The organism is Pseudomonas sp. NY15437 (assembly GCF_048068435.1).
Classification (GTDB): Bacteria; Pseudomonadota; Gammaproteobacteria; order Pseudomonadales; family Pseudomonadaceae; genus Pseudomonas; species Pseudomonas nitroreducens_B.
The window spans coordinates 50,125-68,907 of the sequence record NZ_JBLUQC010000014.1; the positions used below are offsets into that span (position 1 = coordinate 50,125).

The following is an 18,783-nucleotide window of genomic DNA, read 5'->3' on the forward strand; positions in this document are numbered from 1 at the left end:
GCCGCGCGGGCCCGGTTGCGTTACCGGTCAGAACTTGTAGTTGGCGCCCAGGTAGAACTGGGAGCTGCTGTGCAGATCAAGGGATCCCACCTTGCTGCCGCCGTGCGGGCTCATCTCGGTACTCGCGTTGGTACGCAAGTAACGGTAGCCGCCTTCTACGGATGCGTTCTTGCCGAGTTCCTGGAGGATACCGGCTTGCGCACCGATGGCGTAACCCACATCGCTGTCGCGGCTGTAGCCCTTGGAGTCCTGCTCCAGCTTGACCAGGCCGGCGGTGCCGCCGCCGAACAGCTTGGTGCCCTGGTCGCCCAGCGGCAGGAAGGCGTCGTAGCTGCCGAGCAGGTTCTGCTGGCGCAGCTTCAGGCCGCGCTCGGTGTCGGAAACGTTTTCGTAGGTGACGTAGTAGCGACCTTGTTCCATCTGCTGGCCGGCGCGTACGCCCCAGGTGCCGCTGTTGTTGATCACGCTGTCGAATTTCGGGTTGCCCAGGTTGCGGTTCAGCGCGTCGGATTTCTGGATGTTGTTGCTGGTTTCGCCCCAGGTCATACCGACGAAGGTGTCGGCGGCGCTCGCGGCGGTAGCGGCAAGGCTGGCACCGAGGATGGCGCTGGCGAGGGCGATTTTCTTCATGGCGTTCATGGGATTCTCCCGTCAGAGGTCAGTAATGTGTTGACGGGGAGCAGGTTACGAGGGGGGCACTGAACCGAACCTGTCGGACTGCTGAACCAATACTGAACGACTTGGCTGTAGGAAATTTCACTCACTTTTTGGATAGCGGGCCCGTGGGGCCCCGCTGCGCACCTTTGGTTCGCGAGCAAGCTCGCTCCTACAGTCCTGCGCCGTCCTATCGCATCGCGCCAAGCAGCTCTTCCTAGGAGCGAACTTGCTCGCGAACAAACGCCCCGGCACAAACGAAAAGCCCCGGCATGGGCCGGGGCTTCGTAGTGCCGGGGCGAACTTACTGCGCGCCCTGCAATGCCTTGAGGATTTTCTGCCCCGCGCGCCCATCCGCCGGGGTCAGGCCACGCTTGTTCTGCTCCTGCTGGATCGCCTTGCGCGTCACGTCGCCGATCATGCCGTCGGGTTGGCCGATGTCGTAGCCACGCTGGATCAGCAGTTCCTGCAATTCCTTGCGCTGCGCCCGGCTCAGGCCCGGGTCGTCGGTCGGCCAGGGGGTGCGCAGGCCCGGCTCGCCGCGCAGGCGGTCGGACAGCAGGGCGATGGCCAGTGCGTAGCTTTCCGCCGCGTTGTAGGAGTAGATCGCGTCGTAGTTGCGCAGCACCAGGAAGGCCGGGCCGTTGGCGCCGGCCGGCAACAGGATGGCTGCCTTGGAATCGAGGCTGGGGATCGGCTTGCCATCGACGCGCGTCACGCCGCGGCTGGTCCACTCCGACAACGCGCGGCGCTTGGTCCGCCCGGCCTGCGCGGCATCGAAGCCTGCCGGCAACTTCACCTCGTAGCCCCACGGCTGCCCTTCGCGCCAGCCCGCCTTGCGCAGGTAGTTGGCGGTGGACGCCAGGGCATCGGCGGTGCTGCCCACCAGATCGCGATGGCCATCGCCATCGAAGTCCTCGGCGATACGGGCGTAGGTCGAGGGCATGAACTGCGTCTGGCCGAACGCGCCGGCCCAGGAGCCGGTGATGCCGCTGTCGCGGATATCGCCCTGCTGCAGCAGCTTGAGGGTGGCGAAGAACTCGCCCTGGAAGAACGACTGGCGACGCCCGTAGCAGGACAGCGTCGATAGCGACACCAGCAGCGGCCGCTTGCCGGTGATGCGCCCGTAGTCGCTCTCCACGCCCCACACCGCGACGACCGTAGCCGGGTCGACCTGATAGCGCGCGGCGACCTTGCGCAGCAGCTCGGCATGCTCGGCCATGCGCGCCTTGCCGTCGGCGACGCGCTGGTCGTCCACCAGCCCGGCCAGGTAGTCCCAGATCGGCGTGGTGAATTCGGGCTGGGCGTCGAGCAGCGGCAGTACGCTCATGTCCGGCTGCAGGCCGCGGGTGAACTGCGCGAAGCTGGCGGCGCTGACGCCCTTGGCCTGGGCGGCGCCCTGCAGGCGGTTCAGGCAGGCGCCGAAATCGTCGCCCGCGGCGGCCTGCGCCAGTGCCGCCGGCAGCAGCAGGGACAGGGCCAGGGAGGCGCGACGCGCGATGGTGGAAGTCTTCATTGGTGTCGAATGCTCAGATCGGTGAAGGTAGCGCGCCCGCCCTCGCTGGCGGGCCCGCGATTGTCCTGCAGGTACAGGCCTGCCTTGAAGTACAGGCCCTTGTAGGCCCATTGGGTATCCAGTTGCTGGCTGACGTGGCCGTTCTCCACCTGCACGCTCAGCACCCCGCTGCTGGACACGCCCAGCCGGTAGGTAAAGGTATCGCCCAGGGGGATGCCGTCATAGACGGTGTAGGTGCGCGTGGTGATGTCGTCCGGCCGATCGCGAACCAGCGCCTGAACCCGCGCCTTGTCCAGGCGCTGCTGGTAGACCAGCTTGACCAGCGGCAAGGCCTCGGCGCTGCCACTGCCGTTGCTGTGGATCTGCCCGATCACCATGCGCCGGCTGGAGGGCACGGACTCCACGCGCAGCGTGGCGACCATCAGGTTGTCTGCCAGCGGGTAGCGCCAGGTCACCAGGCGGCCGTCCGGCCGCGTCTCGCGCAATTCGGTGCGGGGATATTCGCTGCCGCTGGTATGCGCGCCGTTCACCGGCACCCAGAACTCCACGCCCTCGGCGCTGCGGCGAAAATACGGGCTCTGGTAGTCACGGCCGAGTTTCGCCGTGGAAATGGTCGCGGCCGGGCCGCGTTGGGGAATGGTCAGATTCCAGGTGCTCAGGTCCAACATCGGCCTATCGCTTCGCGGGTCAGAACATGGGCGCAAGGGTAGACGAGGCTGGCGGACTTTTCACCCGCCGGCTATGCCGAGTGCATCGCGGACAACCGCGCCCTTGAGCGGCTGCGTGGCCTCTGCGTGGGCGTTTTGCCCATCAGCGGCTATCTTCTTTGATTCCGCGCCCATCCCCTAGTCACCCGGCCATCGCCACGGAGAGTCACCATGCGCCTGCTCACCGCCCTCTTGCTGTTCGCCCTCGCGGCCAACGCTTCAGCAGCCATCAAGACCCAGGAAATTCCCTACGAATCCGCTGACGGCACGAAACTGATCGGCTACTTCGCCTACGACGACGCCAAGTCCGGCATCCGCCCCGGCGTGCTGGTGGTCCACGAATGGTGGGGGCTGAACGACTACGCCAAGGGCCGCGCCCGGCAACTCGCCGAACTGGGCTATAGCGCCCTGGCGATCGACATGTACGGTGACGGCAAGCACACCGACCACCCCAACGATGCCAAGGCCTTCATGGCCGAAGCGCTGAAGAACGCCGACGCCGCCAAGGCGCGCTTCCAGGCCGGCCTCGACCTGTTGAAGAAACAACCGCAGACCGACCCGAGCAAGATCGCCGCCATCGGCTACTGCTTCGGCGGCAAGGTGGTGCTGGACATGGCCCGCGCCGGCCCGCCGCTGGCCGGGGTGGCGAGCTTCCACGGCGTGCTGGCGACCCAGACACCGGCGCAACCGGGGCAGATCAAGACCAGGATCCTCGTCGAGCACGGCGGCGCCGACACCCTGGTGCCGCCCGACAGCGTGGCCGCCTTCAAGGCGGAAATGGACAACGCCAAGGCCGACTACAAGCTGGTGATCCAGCCCGGCGCCAAGCACAGCTTCACCAGCCCCGACGCCGACAAGCACAAGGGCCACGGCCTGGATGTGGGCTACGACAAGACCGCCGACCAGAAGTCCTGGGCGGACCTGCAGGCGTTCTTCAAGGAAATCTTCGACGTGAAACCGGACGCGTCATAAAAACGCAGGCAATAAAAAACGGGAGCCCATCCGGGCTCCCGCACTCAATCAAGTGTCTAAGGTCAGAGCCCGCCTTGGCGGCACTCCGACAACAACCTCACCTGCGTCCCCGTGGGAACGCGGCGCGCAGTGTGACAAAGCTTGTCAGACGAATCCGTACGCCTTTGGTGAAGGTTTGCAAACGAATGTAAGCGCCGCGTGACTGGCGAGCCACATTCTGGCGCGGCAGAATGCTCCCATGACCGCCCTCCCCGACTTCTGTACTCCGCTCGACGCCGACTGGCCCCTGCCCACTCCCCTGTCCGGCGTGCAGTTGCGCAGCACCCGTTTCGACCGCCAACGCCTGCACCCCGGGGACTTTGCCCTGAGCCGCATCGAGGCGCCGGCGAACATCCAGCGCGCCGTCGCCAAGCGCCAGGCCGAATACCTGGCCGGACGCCTGTGCGCCCGCGCGGCGCTGCTGGCGGCCGGTTCGGCGGCCTGGGTGCCGGGCACCGACGAGGAGCGCGCGCCAGTCTGGCCGGCAGGATTCTGCGGTTCGATCACCCACGGCGACGGCTGGGCGGCCGCCATCGTCGGCCGTGACGACCAATGGCGCGGCCTCGGGCTGGACGTGGAGAACCGCCTGGACAGCGCGCGCGCACAGCGGCTGGCGGCGGAGATTCTCACCCCGGACGAACTGGCCCGCCTCGATCCACGGCTGGCGGCGTTGCAGGTCACCTTGACCTTCTCCCTCAAGGAAAGCCTGTTCAAGGCGCTCTTCCCGCTGGTGCGCAAACGCTTCTACTTCGAGCACGCCGAGCTGCTGAGCTGGTCCGCCGGCGGGCACGCGCGGCTGCGCCTGCTCACCGACCTGTCGACGGAATGGCACCACGGCAAGGAGATCGCCGGGCAGTTCAGCCTGTTCGATGAGCGCTTGCTGAGCCTGGTGGCCATTCCGGCGATCGACGCCCGCTGAGTCGGCCGCTAAAAGCGCCCCCCTCTGTACTCTCGTAGGGCGGATAACGCGCCAGCGTTACCCGCCGCTAACCGATGGCGGATAACCTGTTCCAGGTTATGCGCCCTACCGACTGCCTGGGAACTACTGCGCTGGGCCCCTCTCTCCCCCGCCCTGGCTGCGCGCCCCGCTCCGAAGGGAGAGGGAGCCATCCGTGCCGGCTGACGCCATGGATTCCTCCTGCGTCGATCAGTCCCCTCTCCCTTCAGGGAGAGGGTTAGGGAGAGGGAAACACAGGCACGGACTTTCAGAAGAAGACAGTTGCTCCTGCCTGAAAAATCGAGCCGGGGCCTGCCCTCTCCCCCCGCCCTCTCCCTGAAGGGAGAGGGAGCTGTCCGAGCCGGCTGACGCCGTTGATTCCTCCTGCTCCGATCAGTCCCCTCTCCCTTCAGGGAGAGGGTTAGGGAGAGGGAAATACACGCACGGATTTTCAGACGAAGACAGTTGCTCCTGCCCGAAAAATCGAGCCGGGACCTGCCCTCTCCCCCCGCCCTCTCCCTGAAGGGAGAGGGCGCTGCTGACTGACGGATTGGCTTCTTTCTGCACCCCAAGCGCCAACCTGTAGGAGCGCGCCATGCGCGCGATCGCGGGCATGGCCCGCTCCTACACGGTGCTCCGCATCAGCTCGTAGCCGCCAACCGACGCATCGAGACCGCGGTGAATTCTCAGGCCAGCAGCGCCACCGACTTGATCTGTGCCCACACCGCCTGGCCGGTGTGCAGGCCAAGCTGGTCGTGGGAGTAGCGGGTGATCCGCGCCAGCAGCGGCGTGCCGGCTACGTCGAGCTTCACCAGCAGGTGCGCGGGGTTCTCCGTCGGCACCATCTCGACGACGCGGGCCGGCAGGACGTTGAGGATGCTGCTGTGCGCCGCCGGCTCCAGGCTCAGGCTGACGTCTCGCGCCTGCACCTGGATGCGCAGCGTCCTGCCCTTGTCCATCGGCGCGTGGGCCACGCGGATGCGCTGCTCGCTGTGCGGCAGCGCCAGGGTCAGCAGGCCGTAGTCGGCGTTGTGCCCCAGCACCTGGCCGTCGATGACCACGCCGGCATCCTCCAGGTGGGAGATCGGCAGGTCGGTGCGCGCCAGGGTTTCCACCACCGGGCCGCTGGCAATCGCGCGGCCCTGGTCGAGCAGTACCAGGTGGTCGGCCAGCCGCGCGACCTCATCGGGCGAGTGACTGACGTAGAGCATCGGGATATCCAGCTCGTCGTGCAGGCGTTCCAGGTACGGCAGGATTTCCGCCTTGCGCTTGAGGTCCAGCGCCGCCAGGGGCTCGTCCAACAGCAGCAGGCGCGGGCTGGTCAGCAGCGCGCGGGCCATGCCGACGCGCTGGCGTTCGCCGCCGGACAAGTGCGCCGGCGTGCGCTCCAGCAGATGGCCGATGCCCAGTAGCTCAGTGGCGTGCTCGAGCGCCACACGGTGCTGGGAGCGCGGCACGCGCTGCATGCCGTAGGTGAGGTTGCGCTTCACCGACAGGTGCTCGAACAGGTTGGCATCCTGGAACACATAGCCCAGGGCTCGCTGGTGCGGTGGCAGGAACACCCCGGCGGCGCTGTCCTGCCAGACCTCGCCGTTCACCACCAGCCGGCCGAGCGGTGCGCGCTCAAGCCCCGCCACGCAGCGCAGGCAGGTGGTCTTGCCGGAGCCGGAGTGGCCGAACAGTGCGGTCACACCCTTGCCCGGCAACTGCAGGTCGACGTCCAGGCTGAAGCCCGAGTAGGCCATGTTGAAGCGGGCCTCGATCGTGCGCGGGAAAAGCTCTGGCGACATACCCACCTCAGGTCCAGGCCGATCGGCTGCGACGGCTCGCGTAGAGCGCCAGCAGCACGATGAAGGAGAAGATCACCATGCCGCCGGCCAGCCAGTGCGCCTGGGCGTACTCCATGGACTCGACGTGGTCGAAGATCTGCACCGACACCACGCGGGTCTTGCCCGGAATGTTGCCGCCGATCATCAGCACCACGCCGAACTCCCCCACGGTATGGGCAAAGCCGAGGATGCTGGCGGTGATGAAGCCAGGGCGCGCCAGCGGCAGGACCACGGTGAAGAAGCTATCCAGGGGGCTCGCACGCAGCGTGGCGGCAGCCTCCAGCGGCTTGTTGCCGATGGCCTCGAAGGCGTTCTGCAGCGGCTGCACCACGAAGGGCAGCGAATAGAACACCGAGCCCACCACCAGCCCGGCAAAGGTGAACGGCAAACGCCCGAGCCCCAGGCTCTCGGTGGCCTGCCCGATGAATCCGTTGGGCCCCAGGGTGATCAGCAGGTAGAAGCCGATCACCGTGGGCGGCAGTACCAGCGGCAGCGCCACCACCGCCCCCAGCGGGCCCTTCAGCCAGGAGCGGGTGCGCGCCAGCCACCAGGCGATGGGCGTGCCGATCAGCAGGAGAATCGCCGTACTCAGGGCAGCCAGCTCGAGAGTGAGCCGGATGGCCAGGAAATCCTCCTGCGTGAGGGGCATCGCTGTTCCTTGCTGTCTGTCAGTTGAGCGTCAGAGTTCGTAACCGTAGGACTTGATCACCGCGGCGGCCTTCGGCCCTTTCAGGTATTCGACCAGCGCCTTGGCGGCGGCGCTGTCCTTGCCCTTGTTGAGGATCACCGCGTCCTGGCGGATCGGGTCATGCAGCTCGGCCGGGACGATCCAGGCGGAACCGCTGGTCACCTTGCCATCCTTGTAGACCTGCGACAACGCCACGAAGCCCAGTTCCGCATTGCCGGTGGAAACGAACTGGAAGGCCTGGGTGATGTTCTGGCCTTCGACGATCTTGCCAGCGACCTTGTCCTGGAGGCCGAGCTTGGCCAGCACCTGGGTGGCGGCCAGGCCGTAGGGGGCGGCTTTCGGGTTGGCGACGGACAGGTGCTGGAACGCGTTCTTCTTCAGCACCTCGCCCTTGGCATCGACATAACCGTCCTTCGCCGACCACAGCGCCAGGGTGCCCACGGCATAGGTGAAGCGCGAGCCGGGGACAATTTCCTTTTCCTCTTCCAGCTTCTTCGGCGTGCTGTCGTCGGCGGCGAGGAAGACCTCGAACGGCGCACCGTTCCTGATCTGGGTATAGAACTGGCCGGTGGCGCCGTAGGCGGCGACCAGCGTGTGGCCGGTGTCCTGCTCGAAGTCCTTGGCAAGGGCCTTGATCGGCGCGGTGAAGTTGGCGGCAACGGCGACCTGGACTTCGTCGGCCCAGGCCGCGTGCAGCGGGAGGCAGGAGGCGACCAGCAGGGACAGACTGGCGAAGCGGTGTTTCATCGTGAGGCTCCAGTGGGTTGTTGTTCTCAAGCGTCGGTCCGGCCGATGGAAACAGCGCCCGCAGGCGATCGCTATAACAAAAATTACATAACGATAGCGACCATTACGCAATACCCCGCATGGGATACCGGTTCAGTCAGGGGAGCAGGTCGAACGGAAAGTGGCGCAGCGGTGGACGCCGTCGGCCGGCGATGGCACCGAGGCATTCTGCACTTTTTGACCTAGAGGTCAAATATCGTCGTTTACCGTCGGTGCCTGGCGGCGCGGCCACATCAGGGTGAAGCAGGCGCCCCCCAGCACTTCGCTCTTGGCGATCTGCGCGCGGCCGCCGTGCCAGTGGATGATCCGCCGCACGATGGACAGCCCCAGCCCGTGCCCGCCGGTGACCCGCGCGCGGCTGTCGTCGGCGCGGAAGAACGGTTGGAACAGCCGGTGCCACTGCGCTTGCGGCACGCCGGGGCCGTCGTCCTCCACGTCCACCTGGCAGCGGTCCACGCTCACCCGGTAGCTGATCCGCACCCGCCCTTCGGCGTAGCGCAGCGCGTTGGTCATGAGGTTCTGCAGGGCGCGGTGCAGGTAACGCGGCTCGGCCTCGATCCAGCTGCCCTGGTCGAACGGCACCAGCGAACCGGCCTCGCAGGTGACGGTGATTTCCCGTCGCAACGGGGCGATTTCCGCCACCACCTGCTCCACCAGCGCGCCCAGCTCGATGCGCTGGTAGCTCAGCGCCGGCGAGCCCTGCTCCAGCCGGGCGTAGGTGAGCATCTCGTCCACCAGCTGGTCGAGGTCCTGGATATCGCCGTCCATGCCTTCCATGTACTTGCGCCGCGCCGTGTCGGTCTCGGCGGACTCGATCATCTCCAGCCCGAAGCGCAGCCGCGCCACCGGCGTGCGCAGCTCGTGGGACACCGCGCGGACCAGCTCGCGCTGCACCGTCAGCAGCAGGTGCAACTGCTCGGCCATGTGGTTGAAGGCGCCGGCGAGACGCCCCACCGAGTCGGCGCCGCGCACTTCCACGCGGGTGTCCAGGCTGCCGCGGGCGATGCGCGTGGCGGCGGATTCGAGGCCGCGCAGGCGCTGCTCCAGGCCGCTGATGAGCAGGTACAGGGTCAGGCCGATCAGCGTCAGCGCCACCACCACGATGATGGTCAGCAACTGCGGCGGATAAGGGTTCATCTGGTAGATCGGCCCCAGCTCCAGCACCCAGGGCGTGTCGAGGATGCCCGAGAGCACGCGGATCGAGTCGCCGCCCTTGCCCAGCGCCATCACCGTGTCGCCCTCTTCCACGCGACGGCTCTGGTCGTCGTCCAGGTCGACTTCCTTCAGACGCGCCAGGTGCACCTCGTAGCCGAAGCGCTTGTCGCGGACGATGCGCGCCAGGTGGTAGGGCTGCTCGCTGGCCGGGTAGCGCTTGAGCTCGTCCATCAACAGGTAGATGGTGGCGCGCGCCAGTTGCTCGCTGACCTGCTCCACCTCGCCGGTGAGGATCAGCCCTTCCGCCGCGCTCACCTGGGTCATCACCTTCACTTCATGGGGCGCGCCGGCCTGCACCAGTACCTGGTCGTTCATCAGCCGCGCCCGGCTGCGCCCTTCCATGCCCAGCGCATCCAGGCTGGTGAGTTTCAGCGGGATGCCCAGCAGGCGGCTCCACTGGCTCAGCGCGCGCTTGCGGTCCACCTCGCTCATGGGCAGCAGTTCGTCCGCCATCAGGCGGAAGGTGCCGCGCGCCAGGTCCTCGCGATAGCGCTCGCCGCGCACCTCGTTGACCAGGTGCAGGGTGAGCACCGCCAGCGCGGCGACCGCCACCAGCGTCAGCAGCATGCCGCCGTAGATGCGCAGGAAGATGGATTTCATTGGGGGGTGTTCCGGGGAGGTGTGGTGCAGGCTGGGAGCACCCTCACCCTAGCCCTCTCCCAGAGGGAGAGGGGACTGTTCGGCGTGCGCGCGCAAATCGGCGCTCCGCTCCGGCACCGATCACGACCGGACAACGCCGAACCGGCAGCCGGCACGGACGGCCCCCTCTCCCCTTGGGAGAGGGCTGGGGTGAGGGCCAGCCCGAGAACCAAACTCACCCGGCCACGCCTCAAAGCTCCCCAACGAACAGGTAGCCCTTGCTGCGCACCGTCTTGATCAGGCGCGGGTGCATCGGGTCGTCGCCGATCTTCGGGCGGATGCGCGAGATGCGCACGTCGATGGAGCGGTCCTGGCCGTCATACTCGATGCCGCGCAGGGAGTTGAAGATCTCCTCGCGGGAGAGGATGCGCCCGGCGTTGGCCGCCAGCAGCCAGAGCAGGTCGAACTCGGCGCTGGTCAGCTCGATGGTCTGCTCGTCCAGCCAGGCCTCGCGCATGGCGTTGTCGATCACCAGCTTGCCGAAGGTCAGGCGCTTGCCGCCCGCCGCCGGTGCGGCCTCGGCCGGCTCGCTGCGGCGCAGCAGCGCGCGGATGCGCGCCAGCAGCACACGCGGGCGCACCGGCTTGCACACATAGTCGTCGGCGCCCATCTCCAGGCCCTGCACCTGGTCCATGTCGTCGGTGCGCGCGGTCAGCATCAGGATCGGCCCGTCGTAGTCCGGGCGCAGGCGCTTGCAGATGGACAGCCCATCCTCTCCCGGCAGCATCAGGTCGAGCACCACCAGGTCCGGCCGCTCGGCCAGTACCCGCTCCACCGCCTTGCCGCCATGGGACTCGATGGACACCGCCAGGCCGTTGCTCTCCAGGTAGTCCTGGGTCAGCTCGGCCAGTCGCTGGTCGTCCTCGACGATGAGAATGCGCGCTTCTTGTTCCACCTTGCCTCCTGATGCGCCATGAGCGTGCGCGGGCACACCTCACTATAGAGCGCCCGCAAAAGCGGCCGGCATTGTAGCCAGATTGCCAGCACCGCCGCACGCCACCGGCGTAAGTAGGCGTTGCACGAAAAGGTCAAGGGCTGCTCGGTGAGAAACACTACATATTGTGGTAGTGTTCTCCCCCGTGCAGTGCCTCCCTGGCGTGTGAAAAATCTGTCACCAACCACGACGAACGGTGAAAGGCAGACAGCATCAGGGATAGCGCGAGTTACCCCGCTTCACCCACATTCCATGCACATTTTATCCACAGCTTTTCCCCCATCGCCCGCCTTGCAAACACCCCCTTAGCGCATTATCTTGTATCCCCGTTGCGGCATACCCCTACATCTTGGGGTTGCCACCACGAACCGGACACAAGAAGAAAGTCGAAATTCCGAGCCTGTTCCACGGCTCCTCCGGTTCCACCACAGCGTATTCCAGACGGTCTGATGTGCCAGGCGGCCCCGCCCGCAAGGAGCGATTCATGTCGATGGAAATGCGGTACGGGTGTTGCAACGTAACGTTCAACACCACTAGGTATTGTGGTCCCGGCCCGTAAAGCCGGCACCCGAGTTGGGCCAGGGAGGCGCTTCGGGTCACTCCCCCTGTTCCAGACGAATTCCAGCCCGCGACTGCACCCGCGGGCGACTGCTCTTTTTGCTCTTTATTTCGCTCCTTGCTTTTGAGATGGCGCCCCTGGCGTCGGCAACAAACCCATTACGAGAACGTGGAGACAACCACCCATGCAAATCGACACCACTCGCGAGAACCCGCAGGCCGCAGCGCCGCAGGCCGCCGAATCCGCCCAGGATCTGGCCGCCACCGCGCCCGGCCAGCTGCGCGTGATCAAGCGCAACGGCACCGTAGTTCCCTACACCGATGACAAGATCACCGTAGCCATCACCAAGGCGTTTCTCGCCGTGGAGGGCGGCACCGCCGCCGCCTCGTCGCGCATCCATGAGACCGTGCGCCGCCTGACCGAACAGGTCACCGCGACCTTCAAGCGCCGCATGCCCTCCGGTGGCACCATCCACATCGAAGAGATTCAGGACCAGGTCGAACTGTCCCTGATGCGCGCCGGCGAGCAGAAAGTCGCCCGCGACTACGTGATCTACCGCGAAGCCCGTGCCAACGAGCGCAAGAACGCCGGCACCGCCAGCGACATCGCCCAGCCGCACCCGAGCATCCGCATCACCAAGGCCGACGGCAGCACCCAGCCGCTGGACATGGGCCGCCTGCAGACCATTATCCGCGAAGCCTGCGAAGGCCTGGCCGAAGTCGATGGCGAGCTGATCGAACGCGAGACCCTGAAGAACCTGTACGACGGCGTCGCCGAGAAGGACGTCAACACCGCCCTGGTGATGACCGCCCGTACCCTGGTCGAGCGCGAGCCGAACTACTCCTACGTCACCGCCCGCCTGCTGATGGACACCCTGCGCGCCGAAGCCCTAGGCTTCCTGGGCGTCGCCGAAAGTGCCACTCACCACGAGATGGCCGACCTGTACGCCAAGGCCCTGGCCGCCTATGTCGAGAAAGGCTCCGAGTTCGAGCTGATCGACAGCAAGCTCAAGGAGTTCGACCTGGCCAAGCTGGGCGCCGCGATCAACCACGAGCGCGATCAGCAGTTCACCTACCTCGGCCTGCAGACCCTGTACGACCGCTACTTCATCCACAAGGACGGCATCCGTTTCGAACTGCCGCAAGTCTTCTTCATGCGCGTGGCCATGGGCCTGGCCATCGAAGAGAAGGACCGTGAAGCTCGCGCCATCGAGTTCTACAACCTGCTCTCCTCGTTCGACTACATGTCGTCGACCCCCACCCTGTTCAACGCCGGCACCCTGCGTCCGCAGCTCTCCAGCTGCTACCTGACCACCGTGCCGGATGACCTGTCGGGCATCTACAACGCCATCCACGACAACGCCATGCTGTCCAAATTCGCAGGCGGCCTGGGCAACGACTGGACTCCGGTGCGTGCGCTGGGCTCCTACATCAAGGGCACCAACGGCAAGTCCCAGGGCGTGGTTCCGTTCCTCAAAGTCGTGAACGACACCGCGGTGGCCGTGAACCAGGGCGGCAAGCGCAAGGGCGCCGTCTGCGCCTACCTGGAAACCTGGCACCTGGACATCGAGGAATTCCTCGAGCTGCGCAAGAACACCGGTGACGACCGTCGCCGTACCCACGACATGAACACCGCGAACTGGATTCCGGACCTGTTCATGAAGCGCGTCTTCGACGACGGCAAGTGGACCCTGTTCTCCCCGTCGGAAGTTCCGGACCTGCACGACCTGACCGGCAAGGCCTTCGAAGAGCGCTACGAGTATTACGAAGCCCTGACCGAGTACAACAAGATCAAGGTGTTCAAGGTCGTCCAGGCCAAAGACCTGTGGCGCAAGATGCTCTCCATGCTCTTCGAGACCGGCCACCCGTGGCTGACCTTCAAGGACCCGTGCAACCTGCGCAGCCCGCAGCAGCACGTGGGCGTGGTCCACAGCTCGAACCTGTGCACCGAGATCACCCTGAACACCAACAAGGACGAGATCGCGGTCTGCAACCTGGGCTCGATCAACCTGGTCAACCACATCGTCGACGGCAAGCTGGACACCGCCAAGCTCGAGAAGACCGTGAAGACCGCCGTGCGCATGCTCGATAACGTTATCGACATCAACTACTACTCGGTCCCGCAGGCGCGCAACTCGAACCTCAAGCACCGCCCGGTGGGCCTGGGCATCATGGGCTTCCAGGACGCGCTGTACCTGCAGCACATCCCGTACGGCTCCGACGCTGCCATCGAGTTCGCCGACAAGTCCATGGAAGCGGTGAGCTACTTCGCCATCCAGGCCTCCTGTGACCTGGCCGACGAGCGTGGCGCCTACGAGACCTTCGACGGCTCCCTGTGGTCCAAGGGCATCCTGCCGCTGGACTCCCAGCAGATCCTCATCGAAGCCCGTGGCCAGAAGTACATCGACGTCGACCTGACCGAATCCCTCGACTGGGCTCCGGTACGTGCTCGCGTACAGAAAGGCATCCGCAACTCGAACATCATGGCCATCGCGCCGACCGCGACCATCGCCAACATCACCGGCGTATCGCAGTCCATCGAGCCGACCTACCAGAACCTGTACGTGAAATCGAACCTCTCCGGCGAGTTCACCGTGATCAACCCCTACCTGGTTCGCGACCTCAAGGTGCGCGGCCTGTGGGACCCGGTCATGGTCAACGACCTGAAGTACTACGACGGCTCCGTGCAGCAGATCGAGCGCATCCCGCAAGACCTGAAGGACCTGTACGCCACCGCCTTCGAAGTCGAGACCAAGTGGATCGTCGATGCCGCCAGCCGCCGCCAGAAGTGGATCGATCAGGCCCAGTCCCTGAACCTCTACATCGCCGGCGCCTCGGGCAAGAAGCTGGACGTGACCTACCGCATGGCCTGGTACCGTGGCCTGAAGACCACCTACTACCTCCGTGCCCTGGCCGCCACCAGCACCGAGAAGTCCACCATCAACACCGGCAAGCTCAACGCCGTGTCGGCCGGTGGCAACGAAGGCCTGCAAGCCGCCCCGGCCGCAGAGCCGAAGCCGGCTCCGGTTCCTCAGGCTTGCTCCATCGACAATCCTGATTGCGAAGCTTGCCAATAAGGTGAGCGCGCCGCGAAAGCGGCGCTGACACCGAAACGGCAGACCGCACGGACTGTCCCCTCTCCCTCTGGGAGAGGGCTAGGGTGAGGGGCTCTACCGGGCCCCTTTTCCCCACCGAACAACAGCCTCCTCCGCCGCGCACCACGCAGGACGGAAGAAGCACAAGCTCTTAGCGTGCACCCCACGCCACCAGACATCAGGCCGCCCTAGAACGGCCATCCAGAACAGGAGAGGACCCATGCTGAGCTGGGACGAATTCGACAAAGAAGACGCCACCGAAGCCAAGGCCGCCCCGGCAGTCGCCCAGGCAGCCGCGCAGAACGCTGACAAACTCGACGCCGACGCCGCCGGCTCCGTCGAAGAAGCGCGCGCCGTTTCCGCCAACGACTCCGACGCCGTCGCCCGCGCCAAGCAGGCCCTCGACGCCCTGGACATCCAGGAAGGCCTGGACGATCTCGAAGGCTCCGCCGCCCGCGTACAAGTCGGCGACAAGCAGATGATCAACGCCCGCGCCGACCTCAACCAGCTCGTACCCTTCAAGTACGACTGGGCCTGGCAGAAGTATCTGGATGGTTGCGCCAACCACTGGATGCCCCAGGAAGTGAACATGAACGCCGACATTGCCCTGTGGAAGAGCAAGGACGGCCTCTCCGAAGACGAGCGCCGCATCGTCATGCGCAACCTCGGCTTCTTCTCCACCGCCGACTCCCTGGTCGCCAACAACCTGGTGCTGGCCGTCTACCGCCTGATCACCAACCCCGAGTGCCGCCAGTACATCCTGCGCCAGGCCTTCGAGGAAGCGATCCACACCCACGCCTACCAGTACTGCATCGAATCGCTGGGCATGGACGAAGGCGAAATCTTCAACATGTACCACGAGATCCCGAGCGTCGCGAAGAAAGCGTCCTGGGGCCTGAAGTACACCCGCTCGATCTCCGACCCGCAGTTCCAGACCGGCACCCCGGAGACCGACCGCCAGTTCCTGCGCAACCTGATCGCCTACTACTGCGTCCTGGAAGGCATCTTCTTCTACTGCGGCTTTACCCAGATTCTCTCCATGGGCCGCCGCAACAAGATGACCGGCACCGCCGAGCAGTTCCAGTACATCTTGCGCGACGAATCCATGCACCTGAACTTCGGCATCGACGTGATCAACCAGATCAAGATCGAGAACCCGCACCTGTGGGATGCCCAGATGAAGGACGAGGCCACCCAGATGATCCTCCAGGGCACCCAGTTGGAGATCGAATACGCTCGCGACACCATGCCGCGTGGCGTACTGGGCATGAACGCCGCGATGATGGAGGACTACCTCAAGTTTATCGCCAACCGCCGCCTGACCCAGATCGGCCTCAAAGAGGAATACCCGGGCACCAGCAACCCGTTCCCGTGGATGAGCGAAATCATGGACCTCAAGAAGGAAAAGAACTTCTTCGAGACCCGCGTAATCGAGTACCAGACCGGCGGCGCGCTGAGCTGGGACTGACGGAAGTAGTCGCTCAATCTCACTCAGGCGTAAAACTGACTCACTTATTGTGAAACGTCGCCACTCACCCGAGGCGCACGCACTGAGTCACTTCACGGCGAAGCGATTACAAAACGAGTTTGGAGTGTAACAAGCAAGAGCCTTGTAGCTACCAAGGATGGAGTGAAAGGGTGCAGTCGAAAGGCCGGCGGGCTAAAGCCCGCCGGCCTTTTTTATGAGAATCACTGCCCCTCGCCACTCTTGCCCCACATTGGGCTGAAGCAATCTGCCACGATTGTTAGACTGCTGCGATTTGGCGTCAGAGCAACGCCTATCGTAAAAGGAATTTTTCTCAAATGACCGCCCTCCATCTCCTACTGGATACCTATCGCACTGCATCCCTCACTGAGCGTGAAAAAGGCACCTACTTCGAAGAGCTGATCGTCACCTATCTGCGTAACGAGTCCACTTACAGAGATCTCTACGACAAGGTATCCGTCGCGCCTGGGTGCGCGATGGCAGCGGCGATTTTGTCGATGAGCTGCTGATCAGCGAATCGGCGGTATACGCGGCGCTGATTCAATTCTTCCATCCGGAGAATCGCAGCGTGCGGCAATGGTTGTCGCAGCAGGTGATCCCGACCTTGCGCGACCAGCACCGCACCGCCCCGGGTGAGCCACGCCGGGAAATGCTGCGCGGGCCGACCGAATTCTTGTCTGTGCTGAAATGGCAAGGCGTGCTGTGGGTGCCATACCGGCACTGGCCCGAGCTGAGCGCCCGCCTGGAAAGTGGTGCGTAGGATGGCGTGGAGCGGAGCGATACCCATCGCTCCCCTCCTCCCCCGGTTGCGCCCGGCCTGACGCGTAGGAGCGGACCTTGTCCGCGAATCCCCTGCGGATGGCTGCGGGTTATTCGCAACGCTGCGGCGGTTGGCGCCTGCGCAGGAGCAACTGTCTTTCCCGGATAGGTCTGTGTTGGCGCTTTCCCCTCACCCCAGCCCTCTCCCCCAGGGAGAGGGAGCAGATCGCGCCGGCTGACGCTGTGGATTCATGCTGCATCCTACAGTCCCCTCTCCCTCTGAGCGGGGCGCGCAGCCAGGGTTAGGGTGAGGGCCCACCCCAGGCGCAGGCGTGCAGGGTAGGAGCGGACTCCGTCCGCGATAGGCCGGGCGCTGCACCGACGGGTTCGCGAGCAAGCTAGCTCCTACAGGTGGCGGGATGAGCGGGGGCCTGGAAGATTTGCTTCCGCTGCGGGGGATTTCGCGGACGAGGTCCGCTCCTACGGAGGCGTAGCGTTCCGAGTCGGCAGGACTGGTCCCCACTATTTGCAGAGAACGCTCGGGCATGCCAATGCGGCGCTGAAACGCGCAACCCCAGGTAGTAGACCTGCGATGCCAGAGCGCAGAAAGCGTCGGCCCTGCCGACGGGTCGCGGGCGTGGCCCGCTCCTACAGGGGCGATGCACACCTGCGACGCAAAAAACCGGAGCCCCTTTCGAGGCTCCGGTTTTCATTTCGGCAGACGCTTACTTGCCAGCCGTCAGCGCGTTGTAGCTGGTGATCAGGTTGCGGTAGTCCGGGATGTGGTTGGAGCACAGCGCGGCCAGGCCTTCGATGTCGTTGCGCCAGTCGCGGTGCAGCTCACAGGCCACGCCGAACCAGGTCATCAGTTGCGCACCGGCCGCTTCCATGCGGCGCCAGGCGGCGTCGCGAGTCATCTCGTTGAAGGTGCCGGAGGCATCCGCCACCACGAACACATCGAACCCTTCGGCCAGGGCCGCCAGCGCCGGGAAGGCCACGCACACCTCGGTTACCACGCCGGCGATGATCAGTTGCTTCTTGCCGGTGGCCTTCACCGCCTTGACGAAGTCTTCGTTGTCCCAGGCGTTGATCTGGCCAGGGCGGGCAATGTAGGGCGCGTCCGGGAACTGCGCTTTCAGCTCGGGCACCAGCGGGCCGTTGGGGCCGGTTTCGAAGCTGGTGGTGAGGATGGTCGGCAGGTTGAAGAACTTGGCCAGGTCGCCCAGGGCCAGCACGTTGTTCTTGAACTTGTCCGGATCGATGTCACGCACCAGCGAGAGCAGGCCGGCCTGGTGGTCGACCAGCAGTACGGCGGCGTTGTCTTTGTCCAGGCGGTTGTAGGTGGCGTTGGTCATGGTGAAATCCTCGATTTGCTTTCAGTGGGTGCCGGCCGGGCCGGGAGGTTTGGACTCGTCGTGCAGTGCGTCACTGCATGGAACAAAGATTAATTTCGACACTCTTGCTCCACCAGACGGCAAAAATTGCTTGTAGCGTTCTATTTTCAGAACGATAAAAACGGAGCAGCCCTCAATCCCGCGGTTCCCGAGGCTTGCGCGCTTGAGCGAGCGCCGAGCACCGGTCGAAACGCCCCCGGGAGCGTCCGATTCCACCTTCACCAGCCTACCGATGATCACCCAGGCCTTTACAAGAAATACTGTATTTACATACAGTACTTTCCATCCACCCCGAACCGGAGGCCTCCCATGCACGCCGCACCTTACGAACAGCTGTCCGCCCGCGTGAACGCCCTGCTGGCAGACCCGACTACCCTGAAGAATCTCGGCATCACCCTGCGCCGCGAGCCCAGCGATGATTGCGCCGCCTGGAGCCAATTGGTCACCGACCTGCGCCAGACCCCGAACCTGACCCTGCTGCCCCTGCAGGACGGCGCCATCCGCCTGGCGTGGCATAGCTGGCTGGATTGAGGCGATAGCTGGCAAGCTAGTGCGCCAGAGATCCTCCCTATGAC

Annotated in this window: 15 protein-coding genes and 1 pseudogene; 7 read left to right on the top strand and 9 right to left on the bottom strand. The window is 65.1% G+C overall.

The features are described from left to right. Positions 1 to 27: 27 nt before the first annotated feature. The 3 genes from ACNFIA_RS25520 to ACNFIA_RS25530 all read right to left on the bottom strand — a co-directional run bounded on the left by ACNFIA_RS25520 (position 28) and on the right by ACNFIA_RS25530 (position 2,838). A complete protein-coding gene (locus tag ACNFIA_RS25520) occupies positions 28 to 639 on the bottom strand; it encodes a hypothetical protein (protein ID WP_259753953.1) in 612 nt (203 codons plus the stop codon). A gap of 319 nt (positions 640 to 958) precedes the next feature. Continuing rightward, complete coding sequence (locus ACNFIA_RS25525; protein ID WP_416789767.1) at positions 959 to 2,170, bottom strand: lytic murein transglycosylase; 1,212 nt, start codon at positions 2,168 to 2,170, stop codon at positions 959 to 961. After that, complete coding sequence (locus tag ACNFIA_RS25530; protein ID WP_259753951.1) at positions 2,167 to 2,838, bottom strand: polysaccharide lyase family 7 protein; 672 nt, start codon at positions 2,836 to 2,838, stop codon at positions 2,167 to 2,169. The genes ACNFIA_RS25525 and ACNFIA_RS25530 overlap by 4 nt, the downstream gene beginning before the upstream one ends. 210 nt (positions 2,839 to 3,048) lie before the next feature. Here ACNFIA_RS25530 and ACNFIA_RS25535 point away from each other — a divergent pair, with 210 nt between their 5' ends. Then, positions 3,049 to 3,849: a dienelactone hydrolase family protein gene (locus tag ACNFIA_RS25535; protein ID WP_416789769.1), complete on the top strand. Its 801-nt coding sequence runs from the start codon at positions 3,049 to 3,051 to the stop codon at positions 3,847 to 3,849. A 238-nt stretch (positions 3,850 to 4,087) separates the two neighbouring features. Continuing rightward, a complete protein-coding gene (locus ACNFIA_RS25540; RefSeq protein WP_416789771.1) occupies positions 4,088 to 4,807 on the top strand; it encodes a 4'-phosphopantetheinyl transferase family protein in 720 nt (239 codons plus the stop codon). Positions 4,808 to 5,511: 704 nt separating this feature from the next. On the opposite strand, the gene modC is transcribed toward ACNFIA_RS25540, so the two are convergent. From modC to ACNFIA_RS25565, 5 genes are all read right to left on the bottom strand, one after another. Further along, positions 5,512 to 6,615: a molybdenum ABC transporter ATP-binding protein gene (gene modC / locus ACNFIA_RS25545; protein ID WP_416789772.1), complete on the bottom strand. Its 1,104-nt coding sequence runs from the start codon at positions 6,613 to 6,615 to the stop codon at positions 5,512 to 5,514. Positions 6,616 to 6,622: 7 nt separating this feature from the next. Continuing rightward, positions 6,623 to 7,303 (bottom strand): molybdate ABC transporter permease subunit, encoded by a 681-nt coding sequence (gene modB / locus ACNFIA_RS25550; protein WP_416789774.1) that lies wholly within the window; start codon positions 7,301 to 7,303, stop codon positions 6,623 to 6,625. A gap of 30 nt (positions 7,304 to 7,333) precedes the next feature. Then, positions 7,334 to 8,089: a molybdate ABC transporter substrate-binding protein gene (gene modA / locus ACNFIA_RS25555; RefSeq protein WP_416789776.1), complete on the bottom strand. Its 756-nt coding sequence runs from the start codon at positions 8,087 to 8,089 to the stop codon at positions 7,334 to 7,336. A 228-nt stretch (positions 8,090 to 8,317) separates the two neighbouring features. Continuing rightward, entirely contained in the window at positions 8,318 to 9,943 is a 1,626-nt protein-coding gene (locus tag ACNFIA_RS25560) for an ATP-binding protein (protein WP_259753944.1), read from the bottom strand. A 229-nt stretch (positions 9,944 to 10,172) separates the two neighbouring features. Continuing rightward, positions 10,173 to 10,877: a response regulator gene (locus tag ACNFIA_RS25565; protein ID WP_259753942.1), complete on the bottom strand. Its 705-nt coding sequence runs from the start codon at positions 10,875 to 10,877 to the stop codon at positions 10,173 to 10,175. 782 nt (positions 10,878 to 11,659) lie between these two features. On the opposite strand from ACNFIA_RS25565, the gene ACNFIA_RS25570 reads away from it, so the two are divergent. The 4 genes and pseudogenes from ACNFIA_RS25570 to ACNFIA_RS25585 all read left to right on the top strand — a co-directional run bounded on the left by ACNFIA_RS25570 (position 11,660) and on the right by ACNFIA_RS25585 (position 16,815). Then, a complete protein-coding gene (locus ACNFIA_RS25570; RefSeq protein WP_259753941.1) occupies positions 11,660 to 14,551 on the top strand; it encodes a ribonucleoside-diphosphate reductase subunit alpha in 2,892 nt (963 codons plus the stop codon). 238 nt (positions 14,552 to 14,789) lie between these two features. Beyond that, on the top strand, positions 14,790 to 16,037 hold the full coding sequence (locus tag ACNFIA_RS25575) for a ribonucleotide-diphosphate reductase subunit beta (protein WP_024763120.1): 1,248 nt from the start codon (positions 14,790 to 14,792) through the stop codon (positions 16,035 to 16,037). A 335-nt stretch (positions 16,038 to 16,372) separates the two neighbouring features. Further along, positions 16,373 to 16,510 (top strand): annotated as a pseudogene (locus ACNFIA_RS25580) (helicase); the annotation flags it as partial. A gap of 14 nt (positions 16,511 to 16,524) precedes the next feature. After that, positions 16,525 to 16,815, top strand: a complete 291-nt coding sequence (locus ACNFIA_RS25585; protein WP_416789778.1) for a hypothetical protein — start codon at positions 16,525 to 16,527, stop codon at positions 16,813 to 16,815. 724 nt (positions 16,816 to 17,539) lie between these two features. On the opposite strand, the gene ycaC is transcribed toward ACNFIA_RS25585, so the two are convergent. Further along, positions 17,540 to 18,169: an isochorismate family cysteine hydrolase YcaC gene (ycaC, locus tag ACNFIA_RS25590; RefSeq protein ID WP_024767455.1), complete on the bottom strand. Its 630-nt coding sequence runs from the start codon at positions 18,167 to 18,169 to the stop codon at positions 17,540 to 17,542. 348 nt (positions 18,170 to 18,517) lie between these two features. Between ycaC and ACNFIA_RS25595 the strand changes: the two genes are divergently transcribed. Continuing rightward, positions 18,518 to 18,739, top strand: a complete 222-nt coding sequence (locus ACNFIA_RS25595) for a DUF1654 domain-containing protein (protein WP_416789780.1) — start codon at positions 18,518 to 18,520, stop codon at positions 18,737 to 18,739. Positions 18,740 to 18,783 lie beyond the last annotated feature (44 nt).

What these genes read in the sequence shown, in the direction of transcription:
- modA (WP_416789776.1), bottom strand. Translation starts at nt 8,089, where the DNA reads ATGAAACACCGCTTCGCCAGTCTGTCCCTGCTGGTCGCCTCCTGCCTC.
- ycaC (WP_024767455.1), bottom strand. Translation starts at nt 18,169, where the DNA reads ATGACCAACGCCACCTACAACCGCCTGGACAAAGACAACGCCGCCGTA.
- ACNFIA_RS25560 (WP_259753944.1), bottom strand. Translation starts at nt 9,943, where the DNA reads ATGAAATCCATCTTCCTGCGCATCTACGGCGGCATGCTGCTGACGCTG.
- ACNFIA_RS25595 (WP_416789780.1), top strand. Translation starts at nt 18,518, where the DNA reads ATGCACGCCGCACCTTACGAACAGCTGTCCGCCCGCGTGAACGCCCTG.
- ACNFIA_RS25540 (WP_416789771.1), top strand. Translation starts at nt 4,088, where the DNA reads ATGACCGCCCTCCCCGACTTCTGTACTCCGCTCGACGCCGACTGGCCC.
- ACNFIA_RS25520 (WP_259753953.1), bottom strand. Translation starts at nt 639, where the DNA reads ATGAACGCCATGAAGAAAATCGCCCTCGCCAGCGCCATCCTCGGTGCC.
- ACNFIA_RS25535 (WP_416789769.1), top strand. Translation starts at nt 3,049, where the DNA reads ATGCGCCTGCTCACCGCCCTCTTGCTGTTCGCCCTCGCGGCCAACGCT.
- modC (WP_416789772.1), bottom strand. Translation starts at nt 6,615, where the DNA reads ATGTCGCCAGAGCTTTTCCCGCGCACGATCGAGGCCCGCTTCAACATG.
- ACNFIA_RS25525 (WP_416789767.1), bottom strand. Translation starts at nt 2,170, where the DNA reads ATGAAGACTTCCACCATCGCGCGTCGCGCCTCCCTGGCCCTGTCCCTG.
- ACNFIA_RS25575 (WP_024763120.1), top strand. Translation starts at nt 14,790, where the DNA reads ATGCTGAGCTGGGACGAATTCGACAAAGAAGACGCCACCGAAGCCAAG.
- modB (WP_416789774.1), bottom strand. Translation starts at nt 7,303, where the DNA reads ATGCCCCTCACGCAGGAGGATTTCCTGGCCATCCGGCTCACTCTCGAG.
- ACNFIA_RS25570 (WP_259753941.1), top strand. Translation starts at nt 11,660, where the DNA reads ATGCAAATCGACACCACTCGCGAGAACCCGCAGGCCGCAGCGCCGCAG.
- ACNFIA_RS25530 (WP_259753951.1), bottom strand. Translation starts at nt 2,838, where the DNA reads ATGTTGGACCTGAGCACCTGGAATCTGACCATTCCCCAACGCGGCCCG.